Annotated in this window: 12 protein-coding genes; 9 read left to right on the top strand and 3 right to left on the bottom strand. The window is 60.7% G+C overall.

What is annotated here, in order from left to right:
• Positions 1–80: 80 nt before the first annotated feature.
• On the bottom strand, positions 81–821 hold the full coding sequence (gene ompR / locus FBY04_RS00145) for a two-component system response regulator OmpR (RefSeq protein WP_008032260.1): 741 nt from the start codon (positions 819–821) through the stop codon (positions 81–83).
• Between the two features lie 360 nt (positions 822–1181).
• Here ompR and FBY04_RS00140 point away from each other — a divergent pair, with 360 nt between their 5' ends.
• From FBY04_RS00140 to tauD, 7 genes are all read left to right on the top strand, one after another.
• A complete protein-coding gene (locus FBY04_RS00140) occupies positions 1182–3506 on the top strand; it encodes a Tex family protein (protein ID WP_084318289.1) in 2325 nt (774 codons plus the stop codon).
• A complete protein-coding gene (locus FBY04_RS00135; RefSeq protein ID WP_017335909.1) occupies positions 3506–3889 on the top strand; it encodes a PaaI family thioesterase in 384 nt (127 codons plus the stop codon). The genes FBY04_RS00140 and FBY04_RS00135 overlap by 1 nt, the downstream gene beginning before the upstream one ends.
• Positions 3890–4147: 258 nt before the next feature.
• Positions 4148–5731, top strand: coding sequence for a glutamate--cysteine ligase (gshA, locus tag FBY04_RS00130; RefSeq protein ID WP_145314127.1), 1584 nt, complete (start codon positions 4148–4150; stop codon positions 5729–5731).
• 819 nt (positions 5732–6550) lie between these two features.
• Positions 6551–7528 (top strand): taurine ABC transporter substrate-binding protein, encoded by a 978-nt coding sequence (gene tauA, locus FBY04_RS00125; RefSeq protein ID WP_084318291.1) that lies wholly within the window; start codon positions 6551–6553, stop codon positions 7526–7528.
• A 16-nt stretch (positions 7529–7544) separates the two neighbouring features.
• Positions 7545–8339 (top strand): taurine ABC transporter ATP-binding subunit, encoded by a 795-nt coding sequence (tauB, locus tag FBY04_RS00120; RefSeq protein ID WP_145314125.1) that lies wholly within the window; start codon positions 7545–7547, stop codon positions 8337–8339.
• On the top strand, positions 8336–9169 hold the full coding sequence (tauC, locus tag FBY04_RS00115; RefSeq protein WP_084318293.1) for a taurine ABC transporter permease TauC: 834 nt from the start codon (positions 8336–8338) through the stop codon (positions 9167–9169). Before tauB ends, tauC begins: the two co-directional genes overlap by 4 nt.
• 129 nt (positions 9170–9298) lie before the next feature.
• Entirely contained in the window at positions 9299–10141 is an 843-nt protein-coding gene (tauD, locus tag FBY04_RS00105) for a taurine dioxygenase (RefSeq protein WP_084318294.1), read from the top strand.
• A gap of 154 nt (positions 10142–10295) precedes the next feature.
• Here the strand turns inward: tauD and mgrA are convergent, their stop codons facing one another.
• Together mgrA and FBY04_RS00095 are read right to left on the bottom strand one after the other, a co-directional pair.
• Positions 10296–11333, bottom strand: coding sequence for an L-glyceraldehyde 3-phosphate reductase (gene mgrA / locus FBY04_RS00100; RefSeq protein WP_084318295.1), 1038 nt, complete (start codon positions 11331–11333; stop codon positions 10296–10298).
• Between the two features lie 280 nt (positions 11334–11613).
• Entirely contained in the window at positions 11614–12504 is an 891-nt protein-coding gene (locus tag FBY04_RS00095; protein ID WP_145314121.1) for a LysR family transcriptional regulator, read from the bottom strand.
• A 128-nt stretch (positions 12505–12632) separates the two neighbouring features.
• On the opposite strand from FBY04_RS00095, the gene FBY04_RS00090 reads away from it, so the two are divergent.
• Together FBY04_RS00090 and FBY04_RS00085 are read left to right on the top strand one after the other, a co-directional pair.
• On the top strand, positions 12633–13373 hold the full coding sequence (locus FBY04_RS00090) for an SDR family oxidoreductase (protein ID WP_084318297.1): 741 nt from the start codon (positions 12633–12635) through the stop codon (positions 13371–13373).
• A gap of 195 nt (positions 13374–13568) precedes the next feature.
• Complete coding sequence (locus FBY04_RS00085) at positions 13569–13829, top strand: hypothetical protein (RefSeq protein WP_084318298.1); 261 nt, start codon at positions 13569–13571, stop codon at positions 13827–13829.
• The last annotated feature ends 1 nt before the right edge of the window (position 13830 follow it).

Raw genomic sequence — 13830 nt, 5'->3', positions numbered from 1 at the left:
GAGCGAGCGATGCTCGCATATTGCGGATCGCGAGTCTGCGGACACCCTCATCCGCACGACCCGCTCCTACAAATCGCCGATCACTTGGTGGCGGCGCCATCCGGAACGAACACGTAGCCCACGCCCCAGACGGTCTGGATGTAACGCGGCTTGGACGGATCGGGTTCGATCATCCGGCGCAGACGGGAAATCTGCACGTCAATGGAACGCTCCAGAGCATCCCACTCGCGGCCACGGGCCAGGTTCATCAGTTTGTCGCGAGTCAGTGGCTGACGCGCGTTCATGACCAACGCCTTGAGCACCGCGAACTCACCGGTGGTGAGCATGTGCACTTCGTCGCCGCGTTTCAGTTCGCGAGTCGCCAGCGACAATTCGTAGTCACCGAACGTCACGCTTTCGTCTTCGCTGCCCGGCGCGCCCGGCACCGGAGCGGACTGACGACGCAGGACGGCTTTGACACGCGCCATCAGCTCGTCCGGGTTGAACGGCTTGGCCAGGTAATCGTCGGCGCCCAGTTCCAGGCCCTTGATACGGCTCAGCTCGTCGCCCTTGGCGGTGAGCATGATGATCGGAATCTGATTGTTCGCGCCGCGCAGGCGGCGGCAGGCGGTCAGGCCGTCTTCGCCGGGCAGCATCAGGTCGAGGACGACCAGGTTGAACACTTCACGCGCCAGCAGGCGGTCCATTTGTTCCGTGTTCGGTACGGCGCGGGCACGGTAGCCCTTGCTGACGAAAAAGCGTTCCAGCAGGCTGCTGAGCCCCGGATCGTCGTCAACGATAAGAATTTTTTCGCCTTCAGCAATGTTTGCAGTGCTGCTCATTGGATGCTCCTTTGATCTCGGCGCGCATTATGGCGTAGCTGCCGTTATACGCACCGTGTGCATTGTTAGCAGATTTTTCCTTCACCGCCAGAAATCCGGGCATTGTGCCTACAGCCCGTGATGCCCCCGAATGACAGAACGCTGGTTATAATGCGCGGCCTTTTGTGTCAGGCAACGTCTGATCGTTACCTAAGTTGCGGCTTTTTATTTTCATCGCCGCGGCAGTAATTGTTCGATTTCACGGGTCAACGGGATGCCTGTTGATTCAGGTAGCGGCGCAGGCCAGGCCGCTCAACCAGACTCGCCGAGCCTTTATCTCTGGGCTTGCGAGCCTGCTTTCACAATTTGTCAGGTGGTTTTATGGACAGCATCAACAGCCGCATCGCCGAGGAACTCGGCGTACGCCCACAACAGGTCGAAGCGGCCGTCGCGCTACTCGATGAAGGCTCTACCGTTCCCTTCATCGCCCGTTACCGGAAAGAAGTGACCGGCAGTCTCGATGACATTCAGTTGCGTCATCTGGAAGAGCGTCTGCGCTACCTGCGAGAACTCGACGAACGGCGCATCAGCATCCTGGCCAGCATCCAGGAGCAAGGCAAGCTGACCCCGCAACTGGAACGCGACATCAAGCTCGCCGACACCAAGACCCGCCTCGAAGACTTGTACCTGCCGTACAAGCAGAAGCGCCGCACCAAGGGCCAGATCGCCCTGGAAGCTGGCCTCGGCGAGTTGGCCGACGGCCTGTTCAACGACCCGACCCTGAGCCCGGAAACCGAAGCCGCACGCTTCGTTGATGCCGAAAAAGGCGTCGCCGATGTGAAGGCGGCTCTCGAAGGCGCCAAGTACATCCTGATGGAACGCTTCGCCGAAGACGCCGGCCTCCTGGACAAGCTGCGCAACTACCTCAAGCAGGAAGCCACCCTCAGTGCCCGCGTGATTGCCGGCAAGGAAGAGGAAGGCGCCAAGTTCCGCGACTATTTCGAACACGATGAACCGCTGAAAAGCATGCCGTCGCACCGTGCGCTGGCGATTTTCCGTGGCCGCAACGAAGGCATTCTCAGCTCCGCGCTGAAAGTCGGCGATGAACTGCCGGGCACCATGCACCCATGCGAAGGCATGATCGGCCAGCAGTTCGGCATCCAGAACCAGAACCGCGCTGCCGACAAATGGCTGGGCGAAGTGGTGCGCTGGACCTGGAAGGTCAAGCTCTACACCCACCTCGAAACCGACCTGTTGGGCGAGCTGCGCGATGGCGCGGAAACCGAAGCGATCAATGTGTTCGCGCACAACCTGCACGACCTGCTGCTGTCGGCTCCGGCCGGCCCGCGCGCCACCCTGGGCCTCGACCCGGGCCTGCGCACCGGTTGCAAGGTTGCCGTGGTCGACGCCACCGGCAAGCTGCTGGATCACGCCACGGTTTACCCGCACGTGCCGCACAACAAGTGGGACCAGACCCTGGCGATTCTGGCTGCTCTTTGCGCCAAGCACTCGGTAGACCTGATCGCCATCGGCAACGGCACCGCCAGCCGCGAAACCGACAAGCTCGCCGCTGAGCTGATCAAAAAATACCCAGCGATGAAGATGACCAAAGTCATGGTGTCCGAAGCGGGTGCATCGGTTTACTCGGCGTCGGAACTGGCCTCCAAGGAATTCCCGGACCTGGACGTGTCGATCCGTGGCGCGGTGTCTATCGCCCGTCGCCTGCAGGACCCGCTGGCCGAGCTGGTGAAGATCGATCCGAAATCCATCGGTGTCGGCCAGTACCAGCACGACGTGTCGCAGCTGAAACTGGCACGTGGCCTGGACGCGGTAGTCGAGGATTGCGTGAACGCCGTGGGCGTGGACGTGAACACTGCTTCCGTGGCGCTGCTGGCCCGCATCTCTGGCCTCAACGCGACCCTGGCGCAAAACATCGTCAGTCACCGCGACGAGCATGGCGCGTTCAAAACCCGCGCGGCGTTGAAGAAAGTTGCGCGTCTGGGCGAGAAAACCTTCGAACAGGCCGCTGGCTTCCTGCGTGTCATGAACGGCGACAACCCGCTGGATTCGTCTGCGGTTCACCCGGAAGCCTATCCGCTGGTCCAGCGCATCGCCGCTGAAACCGACCGTGACATTCGCTCGCTGATCGGCGATGCGAGCTTCCTCAAGCGTCTTGATCCGAAGAAGTACACCGACGAAACCTTCGGTCTGCCGACGGTCACCGACATCCTGCAAGAGCTGGAAAAACCGGGCCGCGACCCGCGTCCGGAGTTCAAGACCGCCGAATTCCAGGAAGGCGTCGAAGACCTCAAGGACCTGCAACTGGGCATGATCCTCGAAGGCGTCGTGACCAACGTGACTAACTTCGGTGCGTTCGTCGACATCGGCGTGCATCAGGACGGTTTGGTGCACATCTCTGCGCTTTCGGAGAAGTTCATCAAGGACCCTCGCGAAGCGGTTAAGGCCGGTGACGTGGTGAAAGTGAAGGTCATGGAAGTCGACATCCCGCGCAAACGCGTCGGCTTGTCGATGCGCATGAGCGACACACCAGGGGAGAAAATCGACGGTGCCCGTGGTGCGCGTCCGGGGTCGGCACCGCGCCAGTCCCAGAACACCGCACCGCGCAAGGAAACCACGGCGGCGGCCCCGGCCAACAACGCCATGGCTTCGCTGTTCGCTAACGCCAAGCAGTTGAAGAAGCGCTGATGGACATTCCAGCCGGGCTGACCGAAAGCGCTTTTTTCAAGCTGCTGGGGTGTCGCTTGCACAGTCTGGAGGCCGGGGTGGCGCAAGTCGCCCTGGCGCTGGAACCGGAACTGCGTAATCGCGGCGGCAAGTTGCACGGCGGGGCCTTGTTCAGTCTGGTGGACATTGCCATGGGGCTGGCCTGTTCCAGCACCCACGGCTTTGACCAGCAGAGCGCGACCATCGAATGCAAGATCAACTACATCCGCGCCGTCGCCGACGGTGAGGTGATGTGCACGGCGCGGGTGATCCACCCGGGCCGCCGCACGCTGGTGGTCGAAGCCGACGTGATGCAGGGCGACAAACTCGTCGCAAAAGCACAAGGCACGTTCGCTGTCCTGTAGCTAGCCGTCATCGATTTGAGTTAATTTCAGCGCTGTGACCGCAGCGCTGAAATTCCCTGTGGGAGCGGGCTTGCTCGCGAAGGCGGTGTATCAGGCAATTTATTTGTTGACTGACACTGCCTCTTCGCGAGCAAGCCCGCTCCCACATTGATTGCGGCAAGTTCCAAAACCAGGCGAAAACGCCAGTTTCAACTTCACCCTTGTAGACCGTCTTGCCCACCCCCATATTGGGGCGACTGACGCGTGAAGGAATCCAACTTGAGCGAACTTCTCAACCGCCGCCTGGCTCTGCTCGGCGAGCGCGCTAACCTCTCTCTGCTCGAACAGTGCCTTCACGGCATCGAACGTGAATGCCTGCGCGTGACCGGCGAAGGTCGCCTGGCGCAAACGCCGCACCCGGAAGAATTGGGTTCCGCGCTGACCAACGAACAAATCACCACCGACTATTCCGAGTCGCTGCTGGAGTTCATCACGCCCGCCCTGCCCGACCCGGCCGACACCCTGGCGAGCCTGGACAAGATTCACCGCTTTGCCTACAGCAAGCTCGGCAACGAGTACCTGTGGAGTCCGTCGATGCCGTGCCCGTTGCCGGCCGAGGAAGATATCCCGATCGCCTATTACGGCACGTCCAACATCGGCAAGCTCAAGTATGTCTACCGCAAGGGTCTGGCCCTGCGCTACGGCAAGACCATGCAGTGCATCGCCGGGATTCACTACAACTTCTCCCTGCCGGAAAAGCTCTGGCCGCTGCTCAAAGAGGCTGAAGGCTTTGTCGGCACTGACCGCGACTATCAGTCGTCGGCCTACATCGCCCTGATCCGCAACTTCCGTCGCTACAGCTGGCTGCTGATGTACCTGTTCGGTGCCTCGCCAGCGCTGGACGCCGGTTTCCTGCGGGGTCGTTCGCACCAGTTGGAACAGCTGGACCCGGACACTTTGTACCTGCCGTACGCCACCAGCCTGCGCATGAGCGATCTGGGTTACCAGAGCAACGCCCAGGCGGGTCTGACGCCGTGCTACAACGATTTGGCGAGCTACACCGACAGCTTGCGCAAAGCCGTCGCCACGCCGTATGCGCCGTACGTTGAAATCGGTACGCATCAGGACGGTGAGTGGGTTCAGCTCAACACCAACATCCTGCAGATCGAAAACGAGTACTACTCCAACATCCGCCCGAAACGCGTGACCTACACCGGCGAACGGCCGATCCAGGCGCTGGTGGCCCGCGGCATTCAATACGTCGAAGTGCGTTGCCTGGACATCAACCCGTTCCTGCCGATGGGCATCGACTTGCCGGAGTCGCGTTTCCTCGATGCGTTCCTGCTGTACTGCGCGCTGAACGACAGCCCGCTGCTGACCAATACTTCGTGCGGCAACGCGACCTCGAACTTCCTCAGCGTGGTCAAGGAAGGTCGCCGCCCGGGCCTGCAACTGCAACGCGACGGTCATCCGGTGGACCTGAAAGAGTGGGCCAGCGAGTTGCTGGAGAAGATTGCTCCACTCGCGGCGTTACTGGATCAGAGCCATGGCGGCGATGCGCACAGCAAGGCATTGGACGCGCAATTGGCCAAGGTCAAGGACCCTTCCCTGACGCCATCGGCCCAGGTGCTGGCGGCGATGGCCGTGCACAAGGAAAGCTTCAGCCAATTCTCCCTGCGTCAGAGCCAGGCCCACGCGGAGTTTTTCCGCAGCGAGCCGCTTTCAAGTGAAGAACAGGCGAAATTTGAAGACCGGGCACGTTCGTCACTGGCGGAACAGGTCGAGCTGGAGCAGAACGAAGTCGGCGATTTCGATGTGTTTGTCGGGTCGTATCAGGCGAGCATTCTGGCGATCAGTAACTGATCGTCGGCGGTCCTGCGGACCTTGATCGCCAGCAAGCCGGCTCCTACACGGATGCGGGATCGCCAAACATCGCGCACCCAACGCAAAACCCTGTAGGAGCTGGCTTGCCAGCGAGGGCGGCCTGAAATTCACCGCAAGGCTCAAGGGCCTCATCGCCAGCAAGCCGGCTCCTACACGGATGCGGGATCGCCAAACATCGCGCACCCAACGCAAAACCCTGTAGGAGCTGGCTTGCCAGCGAGGGCGGCCTGAAATTCACCGCAAGGCTTAAGGGCCTCATCGCCAGCAAGCCGGCTCCTACACGGATGCGGGATCGCCAAACATCGCGCACCCAACGCAAAACCCTGTAGGGGCTGGCTTGCCAGCGATGGCGGCCTGAAATTCACCGCAAGCCTTAAGGGCCTCATCGCCAGCAAGCCGGCTCCTACACAGAGGCGGGATCGCCAAAAATCGCGCACCCAACGCAAAACCCTGTAGGAGCTGGCTTGCCAGCGAGGGCGGCCTGAAATTCACCGCAAGGCTCAAGGGCCTCATCGCCAGCAAGCCGGCTCCTACACAGAGGCGGGATCGCCAAAAATCGCGCACCCAACGCAAAACCCTGTAGGAGCCGGCTTGCTGGCGATGGCGGCCTTGAATTCACCGCAAGGTTCAAGGGCCTCATTGCCAGCAAGCCGGCTCCTACAAGGAAGCTGCGCGATAATGGCTCTTAGAATTTTCCGCTCATAAGCTCATTCGAAAAAGTTATTTATTTTCGGATTCTTATATCATTTAGTCTCTTTTTCACACCGACTCTCGGTCCGCCTGAAAAGGAGCTTCTCAATGAAACTTAACTTCCCACTTCGCCTCCTGGCGGCCGCGTCTTTGGCGGCAGCGAGTTTCTTTGCCCAGGCGGCTGACGTGACCGTCGCCTACCAGACCACCGTAGACCCGGCGAAAGTCGCCCAGGCCGACGGCGCGTATGAAAAAGCCACCAACGCCAAGATCGACTGGCGCAAATTCGACAACGGTGCCGACATCATCGCCGCCATCGCGTCCGGTGACGTGCAGATCGGCTACCTCGGTTCCAGCCCCCTGACGGCTGCAATCACCCGCAAAGTTCCGGTAGAAACCTTCCTCATTGCCACGCAGATCGGCGCCGCTGAAGCCTTGGTCGCCCGCGACGGTTCCGGGATCAAAACCCCACAAGACCTGATCGGCAAGAAAATCGCCGTGCCGTTCGTGTCCACCGGTCACTACAGCCTGCTGGCTGCGCTGAAGCACTGGAACATCGACCCGTCGAAAGTCACCGTCCTCAACCTCGCCCCGCCGGCGATCATCGCTGCGTGGAAACGCGGTGACATCGATGCCACTTACGTCTGGGATCCGGCGCTCGGCGTGGCCAAGGAAAACGGGAAAGTGCTGATCACCTCCGGCGAACTGGCCAAGTTCGGCGCGCCGACCTTCGATGCGTGGATCGTGCGTAAAGACTTCGCCGAGAAACACCCGGAAATCGTCACCGCGTTCGCCAAAGTCACCCTCGACGCCTACGCCGATTACCGTAAAGACCCGAAAGCCTGGCTTGCCAATCAGTCCAACGTCGACAAGCTGGTAAAGCTGTCCGGTGCCAAGGCCAGCGACATTCCGCTGCTGCTGCAAGGCAACGTCTACCCGCTGGCGGCTGATCAGGTGATCACCCTCGGCGCGCCGACGACCAAAGCCATCACCGACACCGCCGTGTTCCTCAAGGAACAAGGCAAGGTCGAAGCCGTGCTGCCGGACTACGCGCCGTACGTCAGCGCCAAGTTCATCACCCACTGATCCGGAGTTAACTGCGATGGCTTTGCTACAGCTGGAGCGCATCAGCGCACAGTACCCCGGCAGTCCGGAACCGGTATTGACGGATATTTCCCTGAGCCTTGGGCCCCAGCAGTTGCTGGTGGCCCTCGGCCCTTCCGGCAGTGGCAAGACTTCGCTGTTGAACCTGATTGCCGGTTTCGTCGAGCCCAGCGCCGGGCGCATCAGCCTCGATGGCGTGCCGGTCAAAGGCCCGAGCGCCGAACGTGGCGTGGTGTTCCAGGACGATGCCTTGTTGCCGTGGCAGGACGTGCTGGCCAACGTGGGTTTCGGTCTGGAATTGGCCGGTGTTCCCCGTGACAAACGTGAAATCCGCGCTCGAGAAATGCTCGCGCTGGTGGACCTTTCCGGTTTTGAGAATCGCCGTATCTGGCAGCTCTCGGGCGGCCAGAAACAACGTGTCGGCCTGGCCCGTGCGCTCGCGGCCGATCCTCGCGTGTTGCTGATGGACGAACCCTTCGGCGCCCTCGATGCCTTCACTCGCGAACAGATGCAGGAGCTGCTGTTGCAAGTCTGGCAGCGCACTGCAAAACCGGTCTTCCTGATTACCCACGACATTGAAGAAGCGGTGTTTCTCGCCACGGATCTGATTCTGCTGGCGCCGAACCCGGGGCAAATCGTCGAGCGCCTGAGCCTGGATTTCGGTCAGCGTTACGCCGCCGGCGAGTCCGCACGGGCGATCAAATCCGACCCGCGCTTTATCGAAACCCGCGAACACGTACTCGCCAAAGTGTTCTCCCAACGCAGCGCCGCCACGCGGCAGGAGCGCGCATGAGCAGCTATGAAATTCCGGCCGTGACGGTGAAACCGGGTTCGACGGTCATTCCGGTTCGCCGCAGCTTGAGCACGCGCTGGATCAGCGTGCTGACGCTGGTCGCGCTGGTTGCCCTTTGGTGGGCCGTTACCGCTACGGGGATGATCGAACCGCTGTTCCTGCCGCCACCGTCCGCCGTGCTGCAAAAAGGCTGGCTGCTGGTGACGACCGGCTACATGGATTCGACGTTGTGGCAGCACTTGGGCGCGAGCCTCGGCCGCATCGGTCTGGGCCTCGGCTTTGCCGTGCTGACCGCCGTGCCGGTGGGCATTGCGATCGGTGCCAACCGTATCGCGCGCGGCATTCTCGATCCGCTGATCGAGTTCTACCGGCCGATTCCGCCGCTGGCCTATCTGCCGCTGATCGTGATCTGGTGCGGCATTGGCGAGCTGTCGAAAGTCTTGCTGATCTACCTGGCGATCTTCGCCCCGATTGCCATCGCCACCGCCACTGGCGTGCGCACCGTCGACCCGGCCAGATTGCGCGCCGCGCAGTCGTTGGGCGCAACCCGCGCGCAGTTGATTCGCCATGTGATTCTGCCGAGTGCCTTGCCGGACATTTTGACTGGCGTGCGCATTGGTCTGGGCGTGGGTTGGTCAACGCTGGTCGCCGCCGAGCTGATCGCCGCCACCAGCGGGCTGGGCTTCATGGTGCAGTCGGCCGCGCAATTCCTGGTCACCGATGTGGTGGTGCTGGGGATTCTGGTGATTGCGCTGATCGCCTTTGCCATGGAGATGGGCTTGCGTGCGCTGCAACGCAAACTGGTGCCATGGCACGGCCAGGCTCACTAAACATTTCCCAATGTGGGAGCGGGCTTGCTCGCGAATGCAGCGTGTCATGCGAAATAGCTGTGACGGACACACCGCTTTCGCGAGCAAGCCCGCTCCCACAGTCGACACCCCGGATTGAAGAGAAAGACCATGAGCCACCTGACAATCGTCCCCCTCAGCTCCGCGCTCGGCGCGCAAATCAGTGGCATCGACATCAGTCAGCCGCTGAACCTGGAACAGCGCGATGCCATTGAGCAGGCACTGCTCAAGCATCAGGTGCTGTTCTTCCGCGACCAGCCGATCACACCACAGCAACAGGCACGTTTCGCCGCCAATTTCGGCGACCTGCACATTCATCCGATCTACCCGAATGTGCCGGAACAGCCGCAAGTGCTGATCCTCGACACCGCTGTCACTGACGTGCGCGACAACGCCATCTGGCATACCGACGTGACCTTCCTGCCGACCCCGGCGCTGGGCGCAGTGCTCAGCGCAAAATTGCTGCCGGAGTTTGGCGGCGACACATTGTGGGCCAGCGGCATTGCGGCATATGAAGCGCTGTCAGCGCCGATGAAAACATTGCTCGAGGGGCTGACCGCGACTCACGATTTCACCCGCTCGTTTCCGCTCGAACGCTACGGCAATACGCCAGAGGCGCTGGCGCAGTGGGAAGAAGCACGCCGCAAGAATCCGCCACTGTCGCACCCGGTGATCCGCACGCACCCGGTAAGCGAGCGCCGGTCGCTGTTCGTCAATGAAGGGTTCACATCGAAGATCAACGAGCTGTCGGAGACCGAGAGCGAGGTGATCCTGAAGTTTCTGTTTGCCCATGCAACGCGGCCGGAGTTCACCATTCGCTGGCGCTGGCAGAAGGATGATGTGGCGTTCTGGGATAACCGCGTGACGCAGCATTACGCGGTGGATGATTACCGACCGGCGCGGCGGGTGATGCAGCGGGCGACAGTGTTGGGGGATGTGCCGTTTTTTCGGTAAATCCCGATTTTTTTGTTGTTTGGTCTGGCCCCATCGCGAGCAAGCCCGCTCCCACATTCGACCGCGTTCTTGATTTCCGAACGCGGTCGAATGTGGGAGCGGGCTTGCTCGCGAAGGCGATGTAACAGGCGCCGAATAAACCGGCGCCCAACGATCACTCAGCCGTCGAAGGCTTCTCCCAAAGGTTGATCCCGCCCTCCTGGGCAAACCGGTCAATCTCCGCCAGCTCCTCCACACTGAAACTCAGATTCTTCAACGCCCCGACGTTTTCGATGATCTGCTCCGGCCGGCTCGCACCGATCAGCGCCGAGGTCACACGAGGATCGCGCAGCGTCCACGCCAACGCCAATTGAGCGAGGCTCTGACCACGACGCTTGGCAATTTCATTGAGCCCACGCACATGGGCGATGTTGGCCTCCGACAGGTGCGAGGACTGCAAAGAACCACCGCCCGGACGATTCACCCGTGCATCCTTCGGAATGCCGTTGAGGTATTTGTCGGTCAACAAACCCTGCGCCAACGGTGTGAACGCAATCACACCAGTGCCCAGTTCGTCGGTAACCTCCAGCAGGTCCTTTTCCACCCAGCGATTGAGCAGGTTGTAAGCCGGCTGGTGAATCAACAACGGCACTTTCCACTCTTTCAACAGCGCCGCCATCTCACGGGTTTTCACCCCGGAATACGACGAGATGCCGATGTACAGCGCCTTGCCCTGCTGCACGGCAGTAGCGAGTGCGCTGGCGGTTTCCTCCAGCGGAGTGTCCGGATCGAAACGGTGCGAATAGAAGATATCCACATAATCCAGGCCCAGGCGCTGAAGGCTCTGATCAAGGCTGGCCAGCACGTATTTGCGCGAACCGCCGCCCTGACCGTAAGGACCGGGCCACATGTCCCAACCGGCTTTGCTGGAAATGATCAGCTCGTCGCGATACTGCTTGAAGTCTTCGCGCAGCAAACGACCGAAATTGATTTCGGCGCTGCCGTACGGTGGGCCGTAGTTGTTGGCCAGATCAAAGTGGTTGATCCCCAGATCGAACGCCGTGCGCAACAACGAACGCTGGGTGTCGATCGGCGTGCTGTCGCCGAAGTTGTGCCACAGGCCCAGGGACAACGCCGGCAACACCAGACCGCTGCGACCGACGCGGCGGTAAGGGATGGAGTCGTAGCGGTTTTCGGCAGCGGTGTAGGTCATCGAATCCTCTCTTGTCTGTCTTGAAGTTGGCATCGACTGCTTCGCAAGTTGCCCAGCATACGCCCAGACAAACGCCGATAAACCCCAGACACAAGGAAATGCTGAAACGTTTCACATATTTTCGATCGGGCCGACCCTGGAGCCAAAATCCACATGGCGTTTATATCGACAGCGGCACGTCCTGGATAATCACTCCGTACAAGATCGCAGCCTTCGGCAGCGCCTACAGAAGAGCGTTGTACACCTGCAGGAGCTTGCGATCTTTTGATCTTCGACTACCTCAAACGGCCCCTGCAAACACCTCCCCCAACCAATCCACAAACACCCGAACCCTTGGCGACATCTGTCGGTTGTGCGGATACAGCACTGAAACCGGCATTGGGGGCGGTGGGGTGTCGGTAAGGATTTCCTGTACCCCCCCCTGAGCAATCAGCGTTTCCATTCGGTAATGCGGGCACTGGATCAAACCCAGTCCGGCGATGGCCGACGCGGCATAGATTTCCGCGCCGAATACCGAGAGCGCGCCGTCGATGGCCACCTCCTTCAGCTCACCATCGACCATGAACTCGAACGGAAACAATTTGGCGGTGGTGCGCGAGACGTAGTTCACCGCGCGATGGTGTTTCAGGTCTTCGAGGGTTTTCGGTTCGCCGTATTTGCGTAGATACGCAGGGCTGGCGCAGGTGATCTGCCGCAGGTTGGCGACACGTTTGCCGATCAGCGTCGAGTCACCCAGAGTGCCGGCACGCAGTACGCAGTCGACGCCCTCGGCAATCAGGTCGACAAAGCGGTCCGCCTCGCTGATCGACAGTTCTATATCCGGGTAACGGGCCATGAACTGCGGCAACGCAGGGATCACAAAGTGCTTGGCCAGAGTGCCATGCAAATCCACGCGCAATCGCCCCTTCGGCGCCACGCTGCGAAAGGCCATTTCGGCTTCTTCCAGCTCCGCCAGCAACTGCACACAACGCAGGTAGTAAGCCTCGCCGTCCAGCGTCGGGCATACCTTGCGCGTGCTGCGCTCCAGTAAGCGTGTGCCAAGCCAGGCCTCGAACTGATTCAGCGTGTGAGTCAGGGTTGCCCGCGGCAAATTCAGGTCTTCGGCGGCCAGGGTGAAGCTGCTGCGCTCATAGATCCGTACGAAAACCTTCATTGCCTTGACTTGATCCACGCGGTGCTCCGGGCCTTCGATTGTTGGCGATTATTGAACAGTCAAGGCAACTCTCGTGCATTTATCGTCCTGAGTAAACATGTGAATCTGGCTTCACCCCAAGCAAACACCTTCAAGGAATCTTCGCCATGACTACTCAAATTTCGAAAGTTGCCATCGTGACCGGCGCCTCTCGCGGCATCGGCGCCGTCATCGCCAGACAACTGGCCCGCGAAGGTTTCGCCGTCGCTGTCAACTACGCCAGCAGCGCCACTGAAGCGTCGGCTCTGGTGGTCGAGTTGCGCCAGGCTGGCCATCGAGCCATAGCGATCAAGGCTGACGTAGCCAATGCCGACGACGTGCGCCGGATGTTCGATGAAACCGAAACGCAACTGGGCAAAGTCGATGTGTTGATCAACAACGCTGGCATTCTCAAAGTGATGCCGCTGGCGCAACACACAGACGAACTGTTCGACCAGACCTTCAACATCCACGCTCGCGGCACGTTCAACACGTTGCGTGAAGCGGCGACGCGCTTGAACGCGGGCGGGCGGATCGTCAACTTCTCCAGCAGTACGGTCGGCATGAACCTGCCGGGCTACGCCGTGTACATCGCCAGCAAGGCGGCTGTGGAATCCCTGACTCAGGTGTTCGCCAAGGAAATGCGCGGTCGTAACATCACCGTCAACGCTGTGGCTCCGGGCCCGGTGGCGACCGACCTGTTCCTGCATGGCAAGAGCGAAGAGCAGATTCAGACCTTCGCCAGGATGCCGCCGCTGGAACGCCTGGCTCAGCCGGAAGACATCTCCCGCGTTGTGGCCTTTCTGGTCGGGCCGGATTCGGCCTGGGTCAACGGGCAAATCCTGCGGGTCAATGGTGGGCTGGTTTAAGCACAGAACGCGCACCGACGCCTATGCTCAAAGGTGAGCAGGGAGACCGAGGCGCCGCCTTCGCGAGCAAGCCCGCTCCCACATTCGATCTCGATTGAACACAAAATTTGTGTACTACAGAGCACTAATGTGGGAGCGGGCTTGCTCGCGAAGTCGGCTTTACAGGCGACACCCACCTGAAGGGAGGATCACACCATGCACACCACGATCATCATTTTCTTCGGCCTGGTCCTCCTGGCGCTGATGCTGTTCATCGGCGAGAAAATCGGCTTCGGCCGGCAAACCCTGACCTACAGCTTCATCGTGCTGTGGCTGGCCCTGACGATGATCAACGGCGCCATCGGCGTGGTCACTGCCGGCCAGCCCGTAATGACGGAACTGGTGGTCGGCAGTGTGGTGTTTGGCGTGCCGGTGGCGGCGCTGGTGCTGTTCATGGCGTTGAGCAGCGAGACCTGAC

Source organism: Pseudomonas sp. SJZ080, from assembly GCF_007828295.1.
Lineage (GTDB): Bacteria > Pseudomonadota > Gammaproteobacteria > Pseudomonadales > Pseudomonadaceae > Aquipseudomonas > Aquipseudomonas migulae_A.
This window is presented reverse-complemented; position numbering and strand designations above follow the sequence as displayed.

Excerpts from the sequence above, each read along its gene's own strand:
- ompR (WP_008032260.1), bottom strand. The coding sequence starts at position 821 with ATGAGCAGCACTGCAAACATTGCTGAAGGCGAAAAAATTCTTATCGTT.
- FBY04_RS00140 (WP_084318289.1), top strand. The coding sequence starts at position 1,182 with ATGGACAGCATCAACAGCCGCATCGCCGAGGAACTCGGCGTACGCCCA.
- FBY04_RS00135 (WP_017335909.1), top strand. The coding sequence starts at position 3,506 with ATGGACATTCCAGCCGGGCTGACCGAAAGCGCTTTTTTCAAGCTGCTG.
- tauA (WP_084318291.1), top strand. The coding sequence starts at position 6,551 with ATGAAACTTAACTTCCCACTTCGCCTCCTGGCGGCCGCGTCTTTGGCG.
- tauB (WP_145314125.1), top strand. The coding sequence starts at position 7,545 with ATGGCTTTGCTACAGCTGGAGCGCATCAGCGCACAGTACCCCGGCAGT.
- tauC (WP_084318293.1), top strand. The coding sequence starts at position 8,336 with ATGAGCAGCTATGAAATTCCGGCCGTGACGGTGAAACCGGGTTCGACG.
- tauD (WP_084318294.1), top strand. The coding sequence starts at position 9,299 with ATGAGCCACCTGACAATCGTCCCCCTCAGCTCCGCGCTCGGCGCGCAA.
- mgrA (WP_084318295.1), bottom strand. The coding sequence starts at position 11,333 with ATGACCTACACCGCTGCCGAAAACCGCTACGACTCCATCCCTTACCGC.
- FBY04_RS00090 (WP_084318297.1), top strand. The coding sequence starts at position 12,633 with ATGACTACTCAAATTTCGAAAGTTGCCATCGTGACCGGCGCCTCTCGC.
- FBY04_RS00085 (WP_084318298.1), top strand. The coding sequence starts at position 13,569 with ATGCACACCACGATCATCATTTTCTTCGGCCTGGTCCTCCTGGCGCTG.